Consider the following 21,006-nt stretch of genomic DNA (forward strand, 5'->3'; position numbering starts at 1 on the left):
CGGAGGGTAACCATGAAGCGCACACTCATTGCAGCGGCGGTATGCGCGGCGGCGGCCAGTCCCGCGTTCGCCGCGCCGCCGAACCCGTATCTGTTCAACGTGACCGGCGTGACCGACACGGTCGGAATCGAAGGTTTCGTACGGCTGTTCGGCAGCGTCAGCGTGACGAGCACCGCCGGCGCGGTCGTCAACAACAACCAGACCGTCACGCTCGCGAACGTCTCGCTCGAGCCGAACTACCAGAGCTACCAGCTCGGCGCGGTCACGTCGTCGGTCAATGATTCGAACAACAGCGTGACCGTGAAGGGTGGTTCGACGTACACGTCGAACGACATGTTCTCGATGACCGGGGCGCACGGCTGGATGACGACGACGTCGTCGTCGCACGATTCGTCGTCGATGACGCAACACACGGTGACCGGCATGTCGACGACGACGACGGGCACGACGTCGCATCTGACGACGACGCTGAACAAGTCCAGCAATTCGAGCGGCGGCGCATCGATCGTCGGCGGGCTGAGCGTGTCGGGCAGCGCATCGCTGACGAAGACGCATACGCATCAGCCGATCCCGTACGGCAGCGTGTCGTCGACGACCGTCACCGGCTCGCTCGGCGTATCCGGCAACGCAGGCGTGTCGTGGAACAACTCGTCGATGACGAGCCAGACGGCAGGCAGCACGCTCGACAGCGGATCGTCGACGACCACGACCGTCAACCAGACCTCGAACGTGACGAACCAGCATCACGACCAGGCGGCGTCGAAGAACCAGTCGGATTCGACGATGTACGCGAACAAGACCACGAACGTCTCGAAGACCAAGACCTGGGGCTACAGCAATTCGGTCACGAAGGTCGATGAAACCGTGCAGGGCGCGATCACGCAATACACCGACACGCGCACGCCCGGCGTGCTGGACGCGGGCACCGGCGCGAACTCGATGCAGAACGTGAACGGCAATCTCGGCGTGAACATCGGCGAAGGCATCGACAACGCGCAGAGCAACGACGTCGCGCTCGCGTCGGTCGACGTCGGCAACGTGTTCGGCAATGCGCAGATCTTCAACCACCAGAGCTCGTCGGGCAGCGCGAGCGTCGACAACTTCAAGCTCAACGCGTCGGTCGGCGACGGCTCGCTGTCGGCGGTGTCGGGCAATGTCGGCGTGAACGTCGCATCGGGCGTCGGCAACGCGCAGAACAACAGCCTCGCCGGCGCGGTGACGACGGTCAATGCCGGCCAGGCGAGCACCGTGGCGATGGTCGCGACCGACGACTCGACGCAGACCGCCGCCGCGCAGGCGAGCGGCCGCTTCGAAGGCTCCGCGATGCTCGGCGCCGACGCGCTTCACGGCGCGAGCGGCAACATCGGCGTGAACATCGCGGGCGGTATCGGCAACGTCCAGCACAACGGGCTTGCGATTTCCGCGTTGAACAACGGTCATTGACCGGAATCAACCGGGGGGCACGCGCGCCCCGCCGCCCGCTCGACGAGCGGCGCGGCGCGCGTGGCAGGAGAAGTGCCATGTGCGGGGAACATCGGCGAATCGCGCTGCGCATCGCCGTCGCCATCGTTGGCGGCACGGCGGGCGTGGCTGCCTTCGCGCAGTCGAGCATCGATGCGTACACGCTGACCGGCGTGCCGGTGACGAAGCATGTCCAGTCGATCCGCGACCTGCGCTATCGCGACATCGTCAGCCAGCGTTACGACTTCAGTTGCGGCTCGGCCGCGCTCGCGACGCTGCTCAAGTATGGATACGGCATCGACATTCCGGAACCCGAAATGATCCGCCGGATGATGGCGTTTTCAACGCCGGAGGTCGTGGTCAGGAACGGTTTCTCGATGCTCGACATGAAGAAGTTCGTCGAAACGCTCGGCCTGCGCGGACGCGGCTTCCGCGTCGGCATCGACGCGCTCTATCACCTGCAGATTCCCGTGCTCGTGCTGATGAATCTCGACGGCTACGAGCACTTCGTGATCGTGAAGCACGCGGAGAACGGCCGGATCTTCATCGCCGATCCGGCACTCGGCAATCGCATCCTGCCCGAGCAGGACTTTTCCAAAACCTGGAACGGCCTCGTATTCGCCGTGCTGGGCAAACCGTTCAGGGAGGACTCGCCTCTTTTGCAGAACAACGAATCGCTGGCGCTGAAGCTGCGTGACCAGGCGCTCGACACGAGCGCCGCCGCGATTCCCTTCGTCGAATTCGGCTTGATCAAGGCAGACCTGTTCTGACCCGTCATGAAACGCTTTATCTCACCGCTTTGTCTCGCATCGTGCATCGCGATGTGCGGCTATGCGGACAGCGCCGTGGCAGCCGAACCCGCGCCCGGCGCGCTCAATGCATTGCGTCCGTTCGACAACCAGGTGCCTGTGCTGGCCATGCAGCCCGTCGACGACGACGTCCTCGCCCATCAGACCGGCAAGTATGCCGGCGCCTCGATGATCTCCGGGTTCGTGCTGAACTTGGTGTCCCAGTGGCAACTGCCGAACGGTGCCCTCGCGATCGGGCAAGGCACGCTGTCGGTCGTCACGAATACCGCGAACCAGCTCGACACGCAGATCTCGACGTTCGCGAAGGTTCAGTCCGGTACCGGCGCGCCGAGCGGCGCGAACCCGAACGCGGTCGCCGCGGGCGGGCAATCGGTCTCGGTGAACGGCATCTCTCAGATCACGCAGGTCGCCGGCAACAACAACGCCGGCACCAACTCGGCGGTGATCGACTTCAACGCGAGCCCGCAGACGGGCGCGCCGCCACCCGGCTCGACGTCGAACCCGACCGCGTTCGCGAGCGATCCGAGCGGCACCGTGAAGGCCGGCGTGACGTTCGGCGGCAACGGGCTCTCGGTGACGCTGCAAACGCCGGCCGGACTCGCGACCCAGTCGATCGCGCCGAACTCCGCGCAACAGGCCGGCGCGATCGCGCAGCTGCTGCAGGTGGCCGGCAACCGGCAGATCGTGTCGAACCAGCTTCAGCTGCTGCTGCAGACCCGGACGATGTCTTCGGCAACGCTCCGTCAGATGGGCGTGCTGCAGGCGCTGCAAAGCAGCGCCCTTCTGAGGAGATGACGGGCGGCCCGCAAGCCGCGGCATCGTGACGCGTGACATCGCAGTTGCATCACTCATGTGTGCCAATCCTGGCGGCCGCCGCGCCCTTCTCTTGATCCGGGCGGCGGCCGTCCGATCCGGGGGAAGGATCATGCCGCAGCATTTGTCGTACCCATGCAGGCCGCGCACCGCACTCGCGGTGATTCCGGCCGCCGTGCTCGGCCTCGCGTTCGCCGCGAGCGCGCACGCGCAGGCGCTCGCCGACCAGTCGCTCGAGCAGCGGCTCGATACGCTGACGAAGGTCGTCGACGACCAGCAGCACAAGATTGCCGCGCTCGAACAGCAGATCGTCGATCTCGAGATGGCCCAGCGCGGCCGCGGCGCGCCCGGCGGCTCGGGCGAAGGCGTGGCCGCGCCGCCGTCGGTCGTCTCGCAGTACACGCCCGTCACGCCCGCGCCGGGCGAAGGCACGGGCACCGCGACCGGCGTGCCGGTCACGCCGCCGCCGCCGCCGAGCGCCACCGAAGAAAACGCGCCGGGCACGGTCGGCACCACGCAGAAGGCCGCCGAGCCGACCCGCACCGCGGCCGAGGACGCGGTCGTGCAGCGCGAGCACGCGCCGCTCTTCGACCACAAGCTGACGATCGACTGGGGGATCAGCGACACCTACTACGACCGCCGGCAACTGCAGCTGTCCGGCTTTCTCGCGCTCGACGCGATCTTCCTCGGCAACCTGAATCTCGGCGAGACGAAGTCGCACCAGTTGATGACCGACGTCGACGTCCGCTACGGGCTCACCGACCGGATCAGCGTCGACGTCGATGTGCCGTACCTGTACCGCACGTCGAGCTTCATCAACGGCGGCGCGGGCGGCGCGGCGAACACGCTGTCCGACACGACCGTGAACTCGCACGCGCTCGGCGACGTGAACTTCGGGATCTACTACCAGTTCGTGAAAGAGCACGAAGGCGTGCCGGACATCGTCGGCAGCCTGCGCGTGAAGTCGCCGACCGGCACGTCGCCGTTCGGGATCAAGTTCCTGCAGGCGGACCCGAACAACACGAACCTCGTCTCGCCCGACAAGCTGCCGACCGGCACCGGCTTCTGGAGCATCACGGCCGGCGTGTCGGCGCTGAAGACCTACGACCCGATCGTGCTGTTCGGCAGCCTTTCCTATACGTACAACGTCGCGCGCGCGTTCTCCGACATCTCATCGGTGGTCGGGCAGACCGAGCCGGCGAAGGTGAAACTCGGCGACATCATCCAGTTCGGCGGCGGCGTCGCGCTCGCATTCTCGGAGCGCGACTCGGCGAGCATCGCGTACACGATGGCGATCGAGCCGTCCACCGAAACGCAGGCCCCAGGCCAGGGCTGGCAGAAGGTGCCGGGCAGTCAGACGACCGCGTCGACGCTCGCCTTCGGCCTCAACCATGTGTTCAACAAGCATCTGACGATGAACGCATCGGTCGCGATCGGGCTCACGCCCGACGCGCCGAACTTCGTCGTCGGCGTGCGCTTCCCGTACACGTTCTGACGTGCGACGCAGCGCACTTACGCAGTGAGGTTATCGTGCACGACTCCCGCCCCGTCATCTCCACCGCCGCGACCGGCTTCGTGCCGCGTCTCGCGATCGCGCATCCGGACGGGGCCGGCCCCGGCACCGTGCCGGCGGTACGGCCGCTCGTGTATCTGTCGCGACGACACGACGCGGCGCTCACCGCGCATCTGCGCGAGCGGCGCTGGGACGTGCTGTGCGCGAAGTCCGCGCACGACGCGCAGCGGCTCGTGAAGCCCGATCTCGCGCACGCGGGGATCGTCGATCTCGACGGCTTCGCGGTGCGCGACCTGTCCGCGCTCGAGCCGATCCTGCGGCACCAGCAGATCGGCTGGATCGCGCTCGCCGATCCGGCGCGCCTCGCGGAGCCCGAGATCCGCAAGCTGATCCGGCAGACCTGCTTCGACTACGTGAAGGCGCCGCCGACGCACACGACGATCGATTATCTCGTCGGCCACGCGTACGGGATGGTCACGCTGTGCGACCTCGAGCTCGCGACCGACATCGCGGCGAGCGGCGAAGACGAGATGGTCGGCACCTGCGAAGCGATGCAGCACCTGTTCCGCACGATCCGCAAGGTCGCGAACACCGACGCGACCGTGTTCATCTCCGGCGAGTCGGGCACCGGCAAGGAGCTGACCGCGCTCGCGATCCACGAGCGCTCGACGCGGCGCAAGGCGCAGTTCATCGCGATCAACTGCGGCGCGATTCCGCATCATCTGCTGCAGTCCGAACTATTCGGCTACGAGCGCGGCGCGTTCACCGGCGCCAACCAGCGCAAGATCGGCCGCGTCGAGGCCGCGCACGGCGGCACGCTGTTCCTCGACGAGATCGGCGACATGCCGCTCGAAAGCCAGGCGAGCATGCTGCGCTTCCTGCAGGAGGGGCGGATCGAGCGGCTCGGCGGGCACGAGTCGATCCCGGTCGACGTGCGGATCATCTCGGCGACGCACGTCGATCTCGAGGCCGCGATGCGCGACGGGCGCTTCCGCGCGGACCTGTTCCATCGCCTGTGCGTGCTGCGCATCGACGAGCCGCCGCTGCGCGCGCGCGGCAAGGATATCGAGCTGCTCGCGCATCACATCCTGCTGAAGTTCAGGAGCGACGGCGCGCGCAAGATCCGCGGCTTCACGCCGTGCGCGATCGAGGCGATGTACAGCTACCCGTGGCCCGGCAACGTGCGCGAGCTGATCAACCGGATCCGCCGCGCGATCGTGATGGCGGACGGCCGGCTGATCTCGGCGACCGATCTCGATCTCGGCCAGTACACCGCGCAGCATTCGACGACGCTCGCCGAGGCGCGCGAGCGCGCGGAGAAACGCGCGATCGAGGCCGCGCTGCTGCGCCATCGCCACCGGCTCGCGGAAGCGGCCGCGGAGCTCGGCATCTCGCGCGTCACGCTGTACCGGCTGATGGGCTCGCACGGGCTGCGCGACCCGTCGAGCACCGAGCAGCGCGCGGCGGCGGGCGAAAATGGGCACGACAGCGGGCACGAGAACGGGCACGAGAACGGGCACGACGGCCTGCATGACGGTATGCGCGACGGCGAACGCGACGGCGACGCGTGACGCGGCGCAAGGCACGCGGGAATGCGCACGGGGCAAGGGCGCGCGATGGCGGCGATCCGGTAGAATCGACGCCATCGCCGCTTCCTGCTTTTCATGTTCATGACGACGTTGACCCTGATCGTCGCGCGTGCCCGCAACGGCATCATCGGCCGCGACAACCAGCTTCCGTGGAAACTTCCCGAGGACCTCGCGTTCTTCAAGCGCACGACGATGGGCGCGCCGATCGTAATGGGCCGCAAGACCCACGAATCGATCGGCCGGCCGCTGCCGGGGCGCCGCAACATCGTCGTCACGCGCGACGCGTCGCGCCGCTTCGACGGCTGCGACGCGGCCGGCTCGCTCGCCGACGCACTCGCGCTCGCCGCGCGGGACGACGCGCCCGAAGCGTTCCTGATCGGCGGCGCGCAGCTCTACGCGGAAGGTCTCGCGCTCGCGGACAAGCTGATCGTCACCGAAATCGACGCGGACTTCGACGGCGACGCGTCGTTCCCGGCGCCCGACCCCGCGCACTGGCGAGAGGTGTCGCGCGATCCGCACACGGCGGCCGCGCCGAACGCGTTCGCGTTCGCGTTCGTCGTCTACGCGCGCAAGCGCGGCTGACGCCGCACACGGCCGCGCGATCGAGCGCGGCCGCGCGACGCTGACTGCTTACTGCCCGGCGATCGTCATCTGCTCGATCAGCACCGAGCCCGTCTCCTTCGTGCCGCGCACGATCGAATCCGCGCCGATCGCGACGATGTGGTGGAACATGTCCTGTAGCGTGCTCGCGACCGTGATCTCCTCGACCGGATGCTGGATCACGCCGTTCTCGACCCAGAAGCCCGCCGCGCCGCGCGAATAGTCGCCGGTCACGTAGTTCACGCCCTGCCCCATCAGCTCGGTCAGCAGCAGGCCGGTGCCGAGCTTCTTCAGCATCGCGTCGAAATCGTCGCCCGGCTGCGTGAGCGAGCTCCTCAGCGCGAGGTTGTGCGAGCCGCCCGCGTTGCCGGTCGTCTGCGTGCCGAGCTTGCGCGCCGAATACGTGGACAGGAAGTAGCCCTCGACGACGCCGTCCTTCACGACGCCGCGCGCGCGCGTGCGCACGCCCTCCTCGTCGAACGGCGCGCTGCCCATCGCGCGCGGCACGTGCGGATCCTCGACGATCTGCACGTGCGGCGCGAACACCGGCTTGCCGAGGCTGTCGACGAGGAACGACGTCTTCCGGTACAGCGCGCCGCCGCTCACCGCCTGCACGAACGCGCCGAGCAGGCCGGCCGCGAGCGGCGCCTCGAACAGCACGGGCACCTTGCGCGTATCGAGACGACGCGCGCCCATCCGCGCGAGCGCACGCTCGGCCGCGTAGCGCCCGACCGCTTCCGGCGCCGCGAGATCGTCGGCATTGCGCTTGGACGAATACCAGTCGTCGCGCTGCATGTGCCGGCCGCTGCCCGCGATCGGCGCGCACGCGACGTAGTGGCGCGAGTACGGATAGCCGGCGAGGAAGCCGCGCGTCGTGCCGAGCACGAACTGCGAATGCTGCGCGGACACGCTCGCGCCTTCCGAGTTGCGGATCTGCGGGCTGACCGCGAACGCGGCGTCCTCCGCGCGGCGCGCGAGCTCGACCGCCTCATCGGCGGTGAGCGCCCACGGATGGTAAAGGTCGAGGTTGCGCGGGTCGGTCTCGAGCAGCTCGGCCTCGGCGAGCCCGGCCGCATCATCCTCGGCCGTGAAGCGCGCGATGTTGTACGCGGCGGCGACCGTGTCCTTCAGCGCCTGCGGCGAGAAGTCCGACGTGCTCGCGTTGCCGCGCTTCTTGCCGAGAAACACGGTGACACCGACCATCTTGTCGCGGTTGTGCTCGATCGTCTCGACCTCGCCGCGCCGCACCGACACCGACAGGCCGTCGCCTTCGGAGATTTCGGTCGCGGCGTCCGTCGCGCCGAGCGCCTTCGCGTGGCGGAGGATGTCCGAGGCGATTTCTTTGAGCTGATCCTGCGTATGCGGGAAGTAGCGCACTTGCGTGTCGAGATTGGCAGCCATCTTCGTGATATCCGGTGGCGGGCCGGCAGCCCGCGTGTGTCGAAAAATGCGTACCCGCGATCATAGCAAGGTCCGGGCCGCCTGACCGGGGAAGCTGCGGGGAAGCTGCAGGCAAGCGTGCGGCGCCCCGCGCCGCGATACAATGCCGCCCATGACACGCAAAACCCGTATCCAGCCGATCGAGCATGCCGACGACGACGTCGACAACGGCTACGATCGCCCCAGCAAATCCCAGTTGAAGCGCGACATGCTCGCGCTGCAGGTGCTCGGCCAGGCGCTCGTCGACCTGCCGAAAGACGCGCTGAAGCGCATGCCGATGCCCGAGACGCTCGCCGACGCGGTGCGCGAGGCGCGCCGGATCACCGATCACGAAGGCAAGCGCCGGCAGATCCAGTACATCGGCCGCGTGATGCGCTCGCTGACCGACGACGAAACCGGCGCGCTGCGCGCCGCGCTCGACGCGCAGCGCGGCGTGAGCAAGGCCGCGACCGCGCGGCTGCACTGGATCGAGCGCACGCGCGAGCAGTTGCTCGCCGACGACGCGGCGCTGACCGAATTCGTCCGACGGCATCCGGACGCGGACGTGCAGGAAGGCCGCACGCTGATCCGCAACGCGCGCAAGGAGGCCGAGCAGGGCAAGCCGCCGCGCTACTTCCGAGAGCTGTTCCAGTGGATCAAGACCGCGAGCGGCGTACCCGACGACGAAAGCGACTCGCCCGACACCGCGGAGGACGACGACGATGACGACGAAGCGTAACCATCCGGACGAGCTGGTGGTCGGCCTCGTGTCGATCAGCGACCGCGCGAGCAGCGGCGTCTACGAGGACAAGGGGATTCCGGCGCTGCAGGACTGGCTCGGCGCGGCGCTGACGTCGCCGTGGCGCGGCGAGACGCGGCTGATCCAGGACGACGCGCCGACGATCTCGGCGACGCTCGTCGAGCTGGTGGACGTTGCCGGCTGCGACCTCGTGCTGACGACGGGCGGCACCGGCCCCGCGCGCCGCGACGTGACGCCCGAGGCGACGCTCGCGGTCGCGACGAAGGAAATGCCGGGCTTCGGCGAGCAGATGCGGCAGATCAGCCTGCGCTTCGTGCCGACCGCGATCCTGTCGCGGCAGGTCGCGGTGATCCGCGAGACGGCCGCGGCCGATCACGCGGCGCTGATCGTCAACCTGCCCGGCCAGCCGAAGTCGATCAAGGAGACGCTCGAAGGCTTGCGCGATGCCGACGGCAAGACCGTCGTGCCGGGCATCTTCGCGGCGGTGCCGTACTGCATCGACCTGATCGGCGGCCCGTACATCGAGACCGACGCCACGGTGGTCGCGGCGTTCCGGCCGAAGAGCGCGCAGCGCGCACCGAAATGACGCACCGGCGGGCCCGCCGGTGCCGCCGCCCGGTTCAGGCGGTCGGCGCTGCGTCGCCACCGGAAGCCGGGGCGGTGGACGCTGCGGACGATGCGGACGCGGCCGGCACGAGGAAATGCTCGCGGTAGTACTTGAGCTCGTCGATCGACTCGTGAATGTCGGCGAGCGCCGTGTGCATCGCGCGCTTCTGGAAGCCCTTGTAGATCGCCGGCTGCCAGCGGCGGCACAGTTCTTTCAGCGTGCTGACGTCGAGATTGCGGTAGTGGAAGAAGCGCTCGAGCTCCGGCATCCAGCGCGCCATGAAGCGGCGGTCCTGGCAGATCGAGTTGCCGCACATCGGCGACTTGCCCGGCGACGCGTACTGTGCGAGGAACGCCTGGAGCTGCGCGGCGGCGTCGGCTTCGGTCACCGTCGACGCGCGCACGCGGTCGATCAGGCCCGAGCGGCCGTGCGTCGTCTTGTTCCAGTCGTCCATCTTCGCGAGCGTCGCGTCGCTCTGGTGGATCGCGAGCACCGGGCCCTCGACCGCGATGTCGAGCGTCGAGTTCGTCACGACGACCGCGACCTCGATGATGCGGTCGTTGTCCGGGTCGAGACCCGTCATCTCCATGTCGAGCCACACGAGGTTCAGCTCGTTGCGCACGAGCGCGGGCGTGGCGGCGGCGGAAGTGTCGGTCATTGCGTCATCCTGGAAAATGGCAAGCGGCGCGTGCGCGCCGCCGGGGCGGCCGGCGCCGCATCAGCGGGCGCGGTCCGCAAGAACATATAATTCTCGCATAGAACCCTTTGGCTCCTTCGATGTCACCCTTTTCGTTCACCCTGCTGTTCGCGCTCGCGATCGCCGCGATGGTCGTCACCAAGCTGTGGCTCGCGTCGCGGCAGATCCGCTTCGTGGCTGCGCACCGCAACCGCGTGCCCGCGCAGTTCAGCTCGACGATCCCGCTCAACGCGCACCAGCGCGCCGCCGACTACACGGTCGAGCGCACGCGGCTCACGATGGCCGAGATCGTCGTCAGCGCGGCGCTCCTCGTCGCGCTGACGCTGCTGGGCGGCGTCGGCCTGCTCGACGCGCTGCTGGCCGGCTGGCTCGGCCGCGGCTACGCACAGCAGGTCGCGCTCGTCGCGGCGGTGTTCGCGGTCATGAGCGCGGTCGACCTGCCGTTCGAGTACTACCGGCAGTTCGGCATCGAGGCGCGCTTCGGCTTCAACCGGATGACCAAGCGCCTGTTCTTCACCGATCTCGTGAAGAACGCGCTGCTCGGCATCGCGCTCGGCCTGCCGCTGCTGTTCGCGGTGCTGTGGCTGATGAACGAGGCGGGCCACCTGTGGTGGCTGTGGACGTGGGTCGTCTGGACCGCGTTCCAGCTCCTCGTGCTGCTGATCTACCCGACCTTCATCGCGCCGCTGTTCAACAAGTTCGAGCCGCTCGCCGACGACGCGCTGCGCTCGCGGATCGAGGCGCTGATGAAGCGCTGCGGCTTCGCGGCGAAGGGGTTGTTCGTGATGGACGGCAGCCGCCGCTCCGCGCACGGCAACGCGTACTTCACCGGTTTCGGCGCGTCGAAGCGGATCGTGTTCTTCGACACGCTGCTCGCGCGGCTGTCCGGCGAGGAGATCGAGGCGGTGCTCGCGCACGAGCTCGGCCACTTCAAGCGCCGCCACGTGATGAAGCGGATGCTCGTGTCGTTCGTACTGAGCGTCGCGCTGCTCGCGCTGCTCGGCTGGCTCGCGCAGCGGACCTGGTTCTACATGGGGCTCGGCGTCACGCCGTCGCTGTCGGGCAGCAACGCCGGCGTCGCGCTCGTGCTGTTCTTCCTTGCGATGCCGGTGTTCCTGTTCTTCGCGACGCCGGTCGGCAGCCTGAGCTCGCGCCGGCACGAGTTCGAGGCCGACGCGTTCGCGGCGAGCCAGACCGACGCGCAGGATCTCGTCAGCGCGCTCGTGAAGCTGTATGAGGACAACGCGTCGACGCTGACGCCCGACCCGCTCTACACCGCGTTCTACTACTCGCACCCGCCCGCATCGCAGCGGATCGACCGGCTGCTGCGCCACGCATGAGCCGCCCGACCTCCCGCCGCCAGCCGGCCCCGCGCGCCGCCTCCGCCGAGCGCGCCGAAGGCCGCGTGATCGCCGCGCACGGCCGCCACTACATCGTCGCCCCCGACGACGGCGGCCCGATGCTGCAGTGCTTCCCTCGCGGCAAGAAAAGCGACGTCGCGGTCGGCGACCGCATCGCGTACGAGCGCATGTCGGCCGACCAGGGCGTGATCGTCGAGATCGGCGAACGGCACAACCTGCTGTATCGCTCGGATCAGTTCAAGTCGAAGCTGTTCGCCGCGAACCTCGATCAACTGCTGATCGTGCTCGCGACCGAGCCGTACTTCAGCGAGGATCTGCTCGGCCGCGCGCTGATCGCCGCGGAGGCCAACGCGCTGAAGCCGCTCGTCGTGCTGAACAAGATCGACGTCGACACCGCGCTGCCGGCCGCGCGCGCGCGGCTCGCGCCATACCGCGCGCTCGGCTACGACGTGCTCGAGCTATCGGTGAAGGGCCGCCCGGACGACACGCGCGCGCAGCTCGCGCCGCACCTCGCCGGCCGCTCGACGATCCTGCTCGGCCAGTCCGGGATGGGCAAGTCGACGCTCGTGAACCTGCTGGTGCCCGACGCGGAAGCCGCGACGCGCGAAATCTCGGCCGCGCTGAACAGCGGGCGGCACACGACGACGTTCACCCGTCTCTATCCGCTGCCGGCCGGCGGCGCGCTGATCGATTCGCCGGGTTTCCAGGAGTTCGGCCTCTATCATCTGACGGAAGGCCGGCTCGAGCGCGCGTTCCCGGAGTTCCGGCCGCTGCTCGCGGACTGCCGTTTCTATAATTGTCATCATCTGCACGAGCCGGGCTGCGCGATCCTCGACGCGGTCGCCAACGGCCGCATCGCGCCGTCGCGGCATGCGTTGTACGCGCAACTGGTGCACGAGGCGAGCCAGGTCGTGCGCTGACGTGCGGAGGGCCCGGGCGCGGTGCGTGGCCCGGGCAGCTGGCGGGAGGCGTCGTCATCATGCGTTTCAGAGCACCGAATCTCGCAACCGCGCAGCATTGGGCGAACGTGCTCGAGGCGGCGGGCATCGACTGCGAGCTGCACAATTTCTATGCGACGGGCGCACTGGGCGGCCTGCCCGCCGACGCCTGCGCGCCCGAGGTCTGGCTCGATGACGAGCGCGACGACATGATCGCGAGCCGCCTGCTCGACGCCGCGATGCGCGGCCCGGCGGCCGGCGCGACACCGTGGCGCTGCCGGCACTGCGGCGAGGAGCTCGAAGCGCAGTTCACCGCGTGCTGGCACTGCGGCGCGGTGCGCGACCCGCGCGACGGCTGACGCGGCGCACAAAAGCACAAGGCCGGCGTCGAAGCCGGCCTTGTGCTTTTTCGTCGGACGCGGCATGTCAGGACAATCAGGACAATCAGGACACCCAGACGGCGATCGTCAGCATCAGCAGCAGGATCATCCACAGGATCACCGCGCGCCACACGAGGCCGACCGCGGATTGCAGCGTGCGCGGCGTGCAGTCGTCGCCGACCGACAGCGGGCCGCTGTCGCCGACCGCGAGCGCGTCGACGCTCGACGGCTCCGCGAGCGGGCCCGCGAGCCGCGCGCCGAGCGCGCCGCTGCCGGCCGCGAGCAGCACGCCGTCGTTCGGGTCGGGCCACTGACGCGTGTGGTGGCGCCATGCGTAGATCGCATCCTCGAAGTTGCCGACGATCGCGAAGCCGAGCGACGTGAGCCGCGCGGGCACCCAGTCGATCACGAAGAACGCGCGCTGCGCGAACGTCGAGAACGCGGCGGTGCGGTCGACCGCCGGCGTGGACCAGCTGCGCGCGAGATATTCGGAGATCCGGTACAGCACCGCGCCCGCCGGGCCGATCGGCAGCACATACCAGAAGAACACGCCGAACACGTGCCGGTGCGACGCGACGACCGCGTGGATCAGCGTATGCCGGACGATCTCGCCGACCGGCATGTCGACCGTGTCGATCCCCGTCCACTCGTGCAGGATCTCGCGCGCCTGTGGCACGTCGTCGTTATTGAGCGCGAGATGGATATCGGTGAAATAGTGGCTGAACTGGCGAAAGCCGAGCGTGAAGTAGACGACGACGACGTTCCAGATGAACGCGAGCACGAAGCTCACCTTGTACAGCAGGAAGTAGATCAGTGCGACGACGATCACCCACGGCAGCACGACCGCGAGCCACGCGAGCACGCCGTGCTTCTGCTTGCCGGCGTCGAGGCCGTGCGCGACGGTTTCCGCATGAAACTGAAACAGCGCGAACACCGGATTGCTCGGCGACAGCGCGCGGACCTGCTCGATGATGAGGGCAAGGAGAACCGAAAAGAAAGTCATGCTTGTCGCCGTGCGATCGAATTATGTGATTTTGCGCGTAACGATAGCACAGCGTAAGCGACGCATCGATGCCCGCCCCGCACACCGCCGCGCGCGCTCGCGCGGCGTACGCGCGACGCGCTCAGCGGGCGGACAAGAAGCGGTACAGATTGCGCAACATGCCGGCAGTTGCGCCCCAGATGAAGTAATGCGGATCGGCTTGGGCGTCCGGATACGGCATCGCAAAAAAACGACGCTCGCCGCCGTCCCAGCGGAACACGCGCACTTCGTGATTCGCGGGGTTCATCAGGAACGCGAGCGGCACTTCGAATACCTCGGCGACCTCGAACGGATCGGCCTCGACCGTGAACGGCGGATGCACGAGGCCAACGACCGGCGCCACGCAGAACCCGGTGCCGGTCGCGTAGTCGGGCAGCGCGCCGAGGATCTCGACGCGCTCGCCGGCGAGGCCGATCTCCTCCTTCGCCTCGCGCAGCGCGGTCGCCGTCGCGTCGGCGTCGAACGGCTCGCGCCGGCCGCCGGGGAAACTGATCTGGCCGGCGTGGTCGTTCAGATGGTCGGTACGCTGCGTGAGCAGCACGGCGAGACCGGACTCGCGCACGACGAGCGGAATGAGCACCGACGCGCTGCGCAACGTCTTGTATTCCTGGAGGCGCTGCTCGGCGGGCTCGCGGGTCCAGGACAGCGGCGTCGCGAAGCGCTCGCGCAACCCGGACGGCGTCAGCAGGTGGCCGTCGATGGCCGGCAGATTCACGCCGGTGCCTTCGACGGGCAGGACTTCGGGATCGATGATGGGGCGGCGGGTCAAAGGAGCTCTCTGAATGCGGGTCGACAGAGCGTATTGTCGCGCCGGAATGAAAAAAGCACCCGGTTGGGTGCTTTTTCCTTACAGCGCTTACGCTTGAGCAGCGGCGCGATCCTTCGACACCAGCTTTTCCTTGATTCGAGCCGACTTGCCCGAACGCTCGCGCAGGTAGTACAGCTTCGCGCGACGCACGTCGCCGCGACGCTTCACGACGATGCTGGCCAGCAGCGGCGAGTAGGTCTGGAACGTACGCTCGACGCCTTCGCCCGACGAGATCTTGCGGACGATGAACGACGAGTTCAGGCCACGGTTGCGCTTCGCGATCACGACGCCTTCGTACGCCTGAACGCGCTTGCGCGTGCCTTCGACGACGTTCACGTTCACGATCACCGTGTCGCCCGGGGCGAACGCGGGAATCGACTTGCCTGCGAGCGCGCGCTCGATCTCTTCCTGCTCAAGTTTTTCAATCAGATTCATCACTGACTCCTAAAGCCATCTTGTCGGCGTTTGCGCCCGCCTGCTTCCAGGCCCGGCCCCGATAGAGGATGGGTTCACATCAGGCGCCGCGCACGCATGCACGGCACCGCCTTGTCCCACCCGTGAAGCCGCCTCAGGAGGCGTCCTTCGCTTCACGCGCGAGGTTTGCGAGCCACGCCTCGTCGGCCCGGCTCAACAACTTGTCGCGACGCGCCCGCTGGATCAGGTCCGGGCGCTTCAGCCACGTGTTTTTCAATGCTTGCTGGCGCCGCCAGCGCTCGATCTCGGCATGATGCCCGCCGAGCAGCACGTCCGGCACCCGCATCCCGTCGTACTCCTCGGGGCGTGTGTAGTGCGGGCAGTCGAGCAGGCCGTCCGCGAAACTGTCCTGCACCGCCGACTGCGCGTCGTTCAGCACGCCGGGCAGCAGACGCACGACCGCGTCCATCATCGCCATCGCCGGCAGCTCGCCGCCGGACAACACGAAATCGCCGACGCTGATTTCCTCGTCGACGCAGCGATCGAGCAAACGCTGATCGATCGCCTCGTAGCGGCCGCACAGCACGACGATGCCGGGCTCGTGCGCCATCTTCGCGACGCGTGCGTGCGTGAGCGGCGCGCCCTGCGGCGACATCATCACGACGCGCGTGCTCGCGATACCCTGCGCCGCCTGCGCCGCCTTCGCGGCATCGATCGCGGCCTCGAGCGGCTTCGCCAGCATCACCATGCCCGGACCGCCGCCGTACGGCCGGTCGTCGACCGTGCGGTAGTTGTCCGTCGTGAAATCGCGCGGATTCCAGGTCCGCAACCCGAAGCGCTCCTGCTTGACGGCCCGGCTGGTGATGCCCCAGTCGGTCAGCGCGCGGAACATTTCGGGAAAGAGCGTGACGACATCGAACTGCACCGCGCTCTCCGTGACCTGGTTCATTTCAGTAATCGGCTTCCCAGTCGACGACGATACGACGCGCCGCCTGATCCACCGTTTTGACGTACACGCCGACGAACGGAATCAGCCGTTCGGCGGTCGCCGGCTGGCCATCCTTGCCGGTCGCCGGATATTCGACGCGCATGATCGAATGCACGCCGTTGTCGATCATGTCGGCCACCTTGCCGAGCGCCACCGATTGCTCGTTGACGACATCGAGACCGATCAGATCGACCCAGTAAAACTCGTCCGCGTCGTCGAGCGTCGGGAAATCCTCCCGTCGCACGAACACGCGAAAACCGCGCAGCGCGTACGCCGCATCGCGGTCATCGACACCGGCGAGATGCGCGACGATCGTGTCGCCGTGCGTCTTCGCCTGCGTGATCTTCGCGGACCGCCGATCCGCGCCCCGCTGCAGCCACCAGCGGCGCGCGCTGAGCAGCACATCGCCACCGCGCCCCGCATCGGCATGGGCCCCGATCTTGACCCAGCCCTTGAGGCCGTACGCATCGAGCACCGCACCGACCTCGACCGCATCGTCGGGCCAGGCCGTCACGGCTTCGAGACTGCCCTGCCGCGCGTCGGTGTCCTGCTGCGCGCCGGGGTCCCGCTGCGCGTCGGCACCGGCCGTTTCGCTACGCTCGACCGGCTTGCGGACGAACGCGCCGAACGATGCCCGCCCGCGCTTGACGCCATCGGAATCGTGCTGGGCCATCAGCGAACCTCACGGCCGGCACGGCCGGCACACCGCGTCATCACGCTCAGGCAGCCGGTTGCGCCTTTTGCGCTTGCTTCACGAGACGCTCGACGGTCGGCGACAGTTGCGCGCCAACGCCTTGCCAGTACGACAGACGATCTTGAGCGATACGCAGCGATTCGCCCTTCGTTGCAACCGGGTTGTAGAAGCCGACGCGCTCGATGAAGCGGCCGTCACGACGGTTACGCGAATCGGTAGCGACGATGTTGTAGAACGGGCGCTTCTTCGAGCCGCCGCGAGCCAGACGGATGATAACCATATGAAATCCTTCGGGGAAACCGGGTTCGAAACTACTGAAACGGGAGATTATAGCTGGAAACCGGAGGCACAACAAATACTTACGACCAAAAATCCACGGACGCCGCCCGGCCGGGCCTACAATGCGTCGTATCCCGGATTCTTCTCCGTCGCCATGCCGCCCGCCCATGTCGTGCTGCGCCGCTTAGTTAGCCTGACGGTCAACCTGACCGTCAGGCTAACCGTCAACTTGCCCGCCCGCGCTGCCCGCACCGTCTCTCGCGTCGCCGCCCGCGCCCTCACCTGCCTCACCTGCCTCACCTGCCTCACCTGCCTCACCGCCGCGACGGCGGCCGCCGCCCGGCCGCTGCCGATCGAGCAGCTTTCGCTGCCGCCCGGCTTCCGCGTGTCGGTGCTGACCGACGCCGTACCGGCCGCGCGCGAGATGGCCTGGTCGCCGCGCGGCATTCTGTACGTCGGCAGCATGGAAGGCCGCGTACATGCGCTCGTGATCCGCGACGCTCAGGTGCGCGCGCACTACGTGATCGCGTCCGGGCTCGAGATGCCGGTCGGCGTCGCCTATCGCGATGGCGCGCTGGACGTGTCCGCCGTATCGCGAATCCTGCGTTTCGACCGGATCGACGACCGGCTGGCCGCGCCGCCGAAGCCGGTGATCGTCACCGACACGCTGCCGACCGAGCGGCACCACGGCTGGAAATTCATCGCGTTCGGCCCCGACGGCAAGCTTTACGTGCCGACGGGCGCGCCGTGCAACGTCTGCCTCGCCGATCGCGACCGCTATGCGCTGATCGCGCGGATGGACGCCGACGGCAGCCACCGCGAGATCGTCGCGCGCGGCGTGCGCAATACGGTCGGCTTCGCGTGGCACCCGGACACGGGCGAGCTCTGGTTCACCGACAACGGCCGCGACATGATGGGCGACGACGTGCCCGACGACAAGCTCAACCGCGCGCCGCGCGCCGGCCTCGACTTCGGCTTCCCGTACTGCCACGGCGGCGACACGCCCGACCCCGAATTCGGTGACGCCAACGCGTGCCAACGCTTCGTCGGCCCGGTGCTGAAGCTCGGCGCACACGTCGCGTCGCTCGGCATGCGCTTCTATACCGGCACGATGTTCCCCGCCGATTACCGGAACAACATCTTCATCGCCGAACATGGCTCGTGGAACCGCAGCACGAAGGTCGGCTATCGCGTGATGCGCGTCATCGCATCGGCCGACGGCCGCACCGCGCGGCAGACACCGTTCGTCACCGGCTGGCTGCGGCCCGACGGCACCGTCTGGGGCCGCCCGGCCGACGTGCTGCCGTTGCCGGACGGCTCGCTGCTCGTCAGCGACGACTATGCGGGCGCGATCTACCGGATCACCTATGCGGCACCTTGACGCAGACCGGGGATGACCTCGCCGCGCCGGGCATCGTAGAATGCGTGCCGGGCAATCGCCCCCGCCGCCGCCGGCGGTCCATGCCAACGATTACACGCGCTCCATGTCCAGCAGTTCGCTCGCCCCCCGCCGTTTCCGCTCGAAGACGCTCACCGCCGCCCTCGCATTCCTGCTCGGTTCGCTCGGCGCGCACCGTTTCTATCTGTACGGCTGGCGCGACCTGTTCGGCTGGGCGCACCTGCTTGCGACGATCGTCGGGATTCCCGGCTTTCTGCTGCTCGCCGCCTCGCAACACGCGGACGGCCTCGCGTCAGCCGGCCTCGGCTGGTGGCTCGCGATCCCCGGCGCAATCTCGCTGCTCGCCGCGTTTCTCGCGGCAATCGTCTACGGGCTGCGCGCCGATGACAAATGGGACGCGCAATTCAATGGGGACACCGGCAAACAGAGCCGGTCCGGCTGGACCGTGGTCTTCGTCGTGATCTTCTCGCTGCTGATCGGCGCGTTCCTGCTGATGAGCGCGCTCGCAATCTCGTTCCAGACCTATTTCGAATCGCAGATCGAAGCGGCGAAGCAGATCTCCCAGTAAACGCCGCGCTCAAAACAGGCTCAACTGCGAATCGCCGCCCGACGCATCGTCGCGCGACATCAGCCCCGCTCGCAGGGCGGCGGCTCCGTGGATGGCCGCCCCACGGATGGCCGCCCCCTTGAACTGAGACACGTCGAGGGTTCCGTTCGACCGCTCGTTCAGCCCCAACCGCTTGACCGCTTGGTGGAACCGCTGCCGCAGCAGATCCGCCCAGATGCCCTCGCCCTTCATCCGCTTGCCGAACGCCGAGTCGTAATCCTTGCCGCCGCGCATGTCGCGCACACGGTTCATCACGCGTTCCGCCCGATCCGGAAAATGCGCGGCGAGCCAGTTCTGGAACAGCGGCGCGACCTCCCACGGCAGGCGCAGGATGATGTAGCTCGCGTACGTCGCGCCAGCCTCCGCGCAGGCTTCGAGCACGCGCTCGATGTCCGGCTCGGTGACGAACGGAATCACCGGCGCGACGCTCACGCCGACCGGCACGCCCGCGTCGCGTAGTGCGCGGATCGTCCGCAGCCGGCGCGACGGCGTCGCCGCGCGCGGCTCGAGCGTGCGCGCGAGATCGGCGTCGAGCGTCGTGATCGTGACGGCCGCCATCACCTGGCCCCGCTCGGCCATCGGCGCGAGCAAATCGAGATCGCGCTCGATCAGCGACGATTTCGTGATCGCCGCGAATGGCAGCCCGTGATCGTGCATCACCTGGATCACGCTGCGCGTGATTTTCAGCTCGCGCTCGACCGGTTGATACGCGTCAGTGCTGACGCCCAGCGCGATCGGCTCCGGCACGTAGCGCTTGCGCGAAATCTCGCGCACGAGCAGCTCGGCGGCGTTCACCTTCGCGTAGATGCGGCTCTCGAAATCGAGCCCCGGCGACAGGCCGAGATAGCTGTGCGTCGGCCGCGCGAAGCAGTAGATGCAGCCGTGCTCGCAGCCGCGATACGGATTCAGCGACACGCTGAACGGAATGTCGGGCGACTGGTTGCGCGTCAGGATGCTCTTCGCGCGCTCGTGGAACACCTGCGTGCGCAGCGGCGCGGGCGCGTCGCCGTCGGCCGGCGCGCACGCCCAGCCGTCGTCGACCGCTTCGCGCAGCGCCGTCTCGTACCGCCCCTGAAGGTTGTCGACCGCGCCGCGCCCCTTGCGGGGCACCGGCGGCGCGACCGGAAATTCGACGTCGGATCGATCGCTCATCTGTTCCGCGGGCAGCCTCGCGCGCCCGGCCTCGTACATTCGATACTGTATATTTATACAGTATCGAATGCTGGATGCCAAGACCCGCGAGGCTATTCGTCGACCGCGATCGTCAGCGTCTCCTTGATCTCCTCCATCACGACGTAGCTTTTCGACTGCACCGCGCCCGGCAACTGCAGCAGGATGTCGCCGAGCAGCTTGCGGTAGTCGGCCATTTCGCCGATGCGCGCCTTGATCAGATAGTCGAAGTCGCCGGACACGAGATGGCACTCGAGCACCTCGTCGATCTTCATCACCTCGCGGCGGAACTGCTCGAACGCGTTGCCGCTCTTGTGGCTCAGCGTGATCTCGACGAACACGAGCAGCGCCGCGCCGAGCTGCGACGGGTCGACGTGCGCGTGATAGCCGGTGATCACGCCGTCGCGCTCCATCCGCCGCACGCGCTCGATGCACGGCGTGACGGTCAGGCCGACCTGCTCGGCGAGATCCTTCATCGCCATGCGGCCGTCCGCCTGCAGCAGTTTCAGGATGCGGCGATCGAGCTTGTCGAGCGCCCGAATCGGCCGACGTTGAGTTCTCATGGCTTTTTGCTGAAAATCAGAAAAATACGATAACAAAACCTGGTCGCTCGACAATACCATAGCTTAAAAAACCAGGTCAGATAGAAAACGCATGG

23 protein-coding genes are annotated in these 21,006 nt (G+C 67.9%); 13 read left to right on the forward strand and 10 right to left on the reverse strand.

Features of this window, described 5'->3' with window-relative positions; genetic code table 11:
• The first annotated feature begins 12 nt into the window (after window positions 1–12).
• From HZI36_RS10465 to HZI36_RS10490, 6 genes are all read left to right on the forward strand, one after another.
• On the forward strand, window positions 13–1,443 hold the full coding sequence (locus HZI36_RS10465; protein WP_179402577.1) for a cell wall anchor protein: 1,431 nt from the start codon (window positions 13–15) through the stop codon (window positions 1,441–1,443).
• Window positions 1,444–1,520: 77 nt separating this feature from the next.
• Window positions 1,521–2,231: a C39 family peptidase gene (locus HZI36_RS10470; protein ID WP_179402578.1), complete on the forward strand. Its 711-nt coding sequence runs from the start codon at window positions 1,521–1,523 to the stop codon at window positions 2,229–2,231.
• 6 nt (window positions 2,232–2,237) lie between these two features.
• A complete protein-coding gene (locus HZI36_RS10475) occupies window positions 2,238–3,065 on the forward strand; it encodes a peptidase C39 (RefSeq protein WP_179402579.1) in 828 nt (275 codons plus the stop codon).
• Between the two features lie 130 nt (window positions 3,066–3,195).
• Entirely contained in the window at window positions 3,196–4,578 is a 1,383-nt protein-coding gene (locus HZI36_RS10480; protein WP_179402580.1) for a hypothetical protein, read from the forward strand.
• Window positions 4,506–6,167 (forward strand): sigma-54 dependent transcriptional regulator, encoded by a 1,662-nt coding sequence (locus HZI36_RS10485; RefSeq protein ID WP_425485221.1) that lies wholly within the window; start codon window positions 4,506–4,508, stop codon window positions 6,165–6,167. The genes HZI36_RS10480 and HZI36_RS10485 overlap by 73 nt, the downstream gene beginning before the upstream one ends.
• A gap of 99 nt (window positions 6,168–6,266) precedes the next feature.
• Entirely contained in the window at window positions 6,267–6,767 is a 501-nt protein-coding gene (locus HZI36_RS10490) for a dihydrofolate reductase (RefSeq protein WP_179402581.1), read from the forward strand.
• 48 nt (window positions 6,768–6,815) lie between these two features.
• Here the strand turns inward: HZI36_RS10490 and pmbA are convergent, their stop codons facing one another.
• The gene (pmbA, locus tag HZI36_RS10495; protein WP_179402582.1) at window positions 6,816–8,186 is read right to left on the reverse strand and encodes a metalloprotease PmbA; all 1,371 of its coding nucleotides are present in this window, start codon (window positions 8,184–8,186) and stop codon (window positions 6,816–6,818) included.
• A 151-nt stretch (window positions 8,187–8,337) separates the two neighbouring features.
• Between pmbA and yjgA the strand changes: the two genes are divergently transcribed.
• Entirely contained in the window at window positions 8,338–8,943 is a 606-nt protein-coding gene (gene yjgA, locus HZI36_RS10500; protein ID WP_281376267.1) for a ribosome biogenesis factor YjgA, read from the forward strand.
• On the forward strand, window positions 8,927–9,550 hold the full coding sequence (gene mog, locus HZI36_RS10505; protein WP_179402584.1) for a molybdopterin adenylyltransferase: 624 nt from the start codon (window positions 8,927–8,929) through the stop codon (window positions 9,548–9,550). Before yjgA ends, mog begins: the two co-directional genes overlap by 17 nt.
• Before the next feature lie 34 nt (window positions 9,551–9,584).
• Here mog and orn read toward each other — a convergent pair whose 3' ends face one another.
• Entirely contained in the window at window positions 9,585–10,229 is a 645-nt protein-coding gene (orn, locus tag HZI36_RS10510; RefSeq protein WP_179402585.1) for an oligoribonuclease, read from the reverse strand.
• 119 nt (window positions 10,230–10,348) lie between these two features.
• Here orn and HZI36_RS10515 point away from each other — a divergent pair, with 119 nt between their 5' ends.
• From HZI36_RS10515 to HZI36_RS10525, 3 genes are read left to right on the forward strand one after another with little or no spacing between them, the layout of a single operon-like run.
• Window positions 10,349–11,608, forward strand: coding sequence for a M48 family metallopeptidase (locus HZI36_RS10515; RefSeq protein ID WP_179402586.1), 1,260 nt, complete (start codon window positions 10,349–10,351; stop codon window positions 11,606–11,608).
• Window positions 11,605–12,549 carry a ribosome small subunit-dependent GTPase A gene (gene rsgA, locus HZI36_RS10520; RefSeq protein WP_179402587.1) on the forward strand — a complete coding sequence of 315 codons (945 nt, stop codon included), beginning with the start codon at window positions 11,605–11,607 and terminating at the stop codon, window positions 12,547–12,549. Before HZI36_RS10515 ends, rsgA begins: the two co-directional genes overlap by 4 nt.
• Before the next feature lie 59 nt (window positions 12,550–12,608).
• Window positions 12,609–12,926 (forward strand): putative signal transducing protein, encoded by a 318-nt coding sequence (locus tag HZI36_RS10525; protein WP_179402588.1) that lies wholly within the window; start codon window positions 12,609–12,611, stop codon window positions 12,924–12,926.
• Window positions 12,927–13,011: 85 nt separating this feature from the next.
• On the opposite strand, the gene HZI36_RS10530 is transcribed toward HZI36_RS10525, so the two are convergent.
• The 6 genes from HZI36_RS10530 to rpsP form a co-directional block, all read right to left on the reverse strand.
• Window positions 13,012–13,950, reverse strand: a complete 939-nt coding sequence (locus HZI36_RS10530; RefSeq protein WP_179402589.1) for a CobD/CbiB family protein — start codon at window positions 13,948–13,950, stop codon at window positions 13,012–13,014.
• A gap of 121 nt (window positions 13,951–14,071) precedes the next feature.
• Entirely contained in the window at window positions 14,072–14,758 is a 687-nt protein-coding gene (locus HZI36_RS10535; RefSeq protein ID WP_179402590.1) for a CoA pyrophosphatase, read from the reverse strand.
• Between the two features lie 87 nt (window positions 14,759–14,845).
• Entirely contained in the window at window positions 14,846–15,232 is a 387-nt protein-coding gene (gene rplS, locus HZI36_RS10540) for a 50S ribosomal protein L19 (protein ID WP_179402591.1), read from the reverse strand.
• Window positions 15,233–15,365: 133 nt separating this feature from the next.
• Window positions 15,366–16,160 carry a tRNA (guanosine(37)-N1)-methyltransferase TrmD gene (trmD, locus tag HZI36_RS10545; protein WP_179402592.1) on the reverse strand — a complete coding sequence of 265 codons (795 nt, stop codon included), beginning with the start codon at window positions 16,158–16,160 and terminating at the stop codon, window positions 15,366–15,368.
• Between the two features lies 1 nt (window position 16,161).
• Complete coding sequence (gene rimM / locus HZI36_RS10550) at window positions 16,162–16,872, reverse strand: ribosome maturation factor RimM (RefSeq protein WP_179402593.1); 711 nt, start codon at window positions 16,870–16,872, stop codon at window positions 16,162–16,164.
• Between the two features lie 46 nt (window positions 16,873–16,918).
• Window positions 16,919–17,173, reverse strand: coding sequence for a 30S ribosomal protein S16 (gene rpsP, locus HZI36_RS10555; RefSeq protein ID WP_179402594.1), 255 nt, complete (start codon window positions 17,171–17,173; stop codon window positions 16,919–16,921).
• 228 nt (window positions 17,174–17,401) lie between these two features.
• Here rpsP and HZI36_RS10560 point away from each other — a divergent pair, with 228 nt between their 5' ends.
• Window positions 17,402–18,553, forward strand: coding sequence for a PQQ-dependent sugar dehydrogenase (locus HZI36_RS10560; protein ID WP_425485222.1), 1,152 nt, complete (start codon window positions 17,402–17,404; stop codon window positions 18,551–18,553).
• Window positions 18,554–18,656: 103 nt separating this feature from the next.
• A complete protein-coding gene (locus tag HZI36_RS10565) occupies window positions 18,657–19,139 on the forward strand; it encodes an NINE protein (RefSeq protein WP_179402596.1) in 483 nt (160 codons plus the stop codon).
• A 9-nt stretch (window positions 19,140–19,148) separates the two neighbouring features.
• Here the strand turns inward: HZI36_RS10565 and HZI36_RS10570 are convergent, their stop codons facing one another.
• Both HZI36_RS10570 and HZI36_RS10575 read right to left on the reverse strand, forming a co-directional pair.
• Window positions 19,149–20,330, reverse strand: a complete 1,182-nt coding sequence (locus HZI36_RS10570) for a PA0069 family radical SAM protein (RefSeq protein ID WP_246327039.1) — start codon at window positions 20,328–20,330, stop codon at window positions 19,149–19,151.
• A gap of 92 nt (window positions 20,331–20,422) precedes the next feature.
• The gene (locus HZI36_RS10575; RefSeq protein WP_179402597.1) at window positions 20,423–20,911 is read right to left on the reverse strand and encodes an Lrp/AsnC ligand binding domain-containing protein; all 489 of its coding nucleotides are present in this window, start codon (window positions 20,909–20,911) and stop codon (window positions 20,423–20,425) included.
• Window positions 20,912–21,006: the final 95 nt, after the last annotated feature.

This window comes from Burkholderia guangdongensis (genome assembly GCF_013403875.1).
GTDB classification, from domain to species: Bacteria; Pseudomonadota; Gammaproteobacteria; order Burkholderiales; family Burkholderiaceae; genus Burkholderia; species Burkholderia guangdongensis.